The organism is Lachnospira hominis (ex Hitch et al. 2025) (assembly GCF_040096395.1).
In the GTDB taxonomy this organism is placed as follows: domain Bacteria; phylum Bacillota; class Clostridia; order Lachnospirales; family Lachnospiraceae; genus Lachnospira; species Lachnospira hominis.
On sequence record NZ_JBBMES010000076.1, the window covers coordinates 1 to 584 of the forward strand.

A 584-nucleotide genomic window follows, 5' to 3' on the forward strand; every position below is an offset into this window, starting at 1 on the left:
GCATATACAAGCTTCAGATCAGCCATCAGTTTTTTGATATCTTTGTAGGAGACAAACTTCGTTGAATTGCGGATCTGGTGAATGATACACTGCTGAATCTCTGTTTTGGGATAAACCGCCTCGATTGCCTGTGGAAATCCATTTAAACCATCAACGCATGCAATCAGGATATCCTCAACACCTCTGTTTTTTAATCCATTCATGATAGAAAGCCAGAACTTCGCACTTTCGTTTTCCCCAACATACATTCCAAGGACGTCCTTTTTTCCATTCATGTCGATACCAAGAGCAATGTAAACCGCACGTTTTACAATACGTCCTTCGCTGCGGACATGATAATGGATTGCATCCATAAATACTACAGCATACACTTCTTCCAGAGGGCGTTCCTGCCATTCTTTTACAATCGGCAGGATTTTATCTGTGATCCTGCTGATTGTACTGTCAGAAATATCAATATCGTATAATTCACGCATGTGGGATTCAATGTCTCCAGTTGTCATTCCCTTGGCATACATGGAAAGTATTTTTTCTTCCATGTCCTGAGTTACGGTATTTTGATATTTTTTAATCAGCTGTGGTTC

Annotated in this window: 1 protein-coding gene; it reads right to left on the reverse strand. The window is 40.2% G+C overall.

The features are described from left to right. Nucleotides 1-584, reverse strand: a 584-nt coding sequence (locus WMO38_RS15155; RefSeq protein WP_349163227.1) for an IS256 family transposase, incomplete at both ends; no start/stop codon positions are given.